General features: G+C 44.8%; 2 protein-coding genes. Both read right to left on the reverse strand.

The annotated features are described in order from the left end of the window. Positions 1-32: 32 nt before the first annotated feature. Positions 33-221 (reverse strand): hypothetical protein, encoded by a 189-nt coding sequence (locus CI957_RS10340; protein ID WP_128754801.1) that lies wholly within the window; start codon positions 219-221, stop codon positions 33-35. A 314-nt stretch (positions 222-535) separates the two neighbouring features. Continuing rightward, entirely contained in the window at positions 536-658 is a 123-nt protein-coding gene (locus tag CI957_RS11135; RefSeq protein ID WP_277749697.1) for a hypothetical protein, read from the reverse strand. Positions 659-670 lie beyond the last annotated feature (12 nt).

The following is a 670-nucleotide window of genomic DNA, read 5'->3' on the forward strand; positions in this document are numbered from 1 at the left end:
ATCCAATCCCGGTGGGACTTTTTCTGATTTACTCATAATTTCAGTTCCTCGTGAGAGATAAGTGTACCAGCCTTCTTCTCAGACCTGTATCGATTTAAAGACAGATTGTCATCTTCGGTCATAATCGAATCGATATCAACCATATAATTTTTCATGAAATGAAGATCTTCCCTGATTGCTCTTAAACGTACAATTTCTCCGGGGTCGATCTTTTCAGACATAGTTGGAAATTAGTTTGTAGTTATAAATAAGTAATACGCCCCACCGTCAACCGGCTCGCCGAAATCGTACAGAACGTCTTTAGCACCGACCTGGCCCCGGAATACCAGAACGCCCGCACCGGCGACATCCGCCACAGCGTGGCCGACATCAGCGCTGCAAAAACACTGGGTTTTGTCCCGAAAGTCTCCCTGGAGGAGGGGCTGGGGCGAGTTTGCGGGGGAGTGAAAGAGTTCATCTTGTCATATCTTTGTATAACCTATCAAGTCCTGCTTTAAGAGCGGGCAATTCGTTTTCGATTGTATCCCATATCAATTTATGCATAATATGCATCCAGTTCTTCCAGCAAACTTCGGATCACAGGCTTTGCTTGTGGAATATCTTCTTTCGCACTGAGCCAGACAACCTCCAGATTAACTCCAAAATAAGCATGTATCAATTTGTCCCGAAT

Source organism: Methanohalophilus sp. WG1-DM (assembly GCF_004104135.1).
Taxonomy (GTDB): Archaea; Halobacteriota; Methanosarcinia; order Methanosarcinales; family Methanosarcinaceae; genus Methanohalophilus; species Methanohalophilus euhalobius.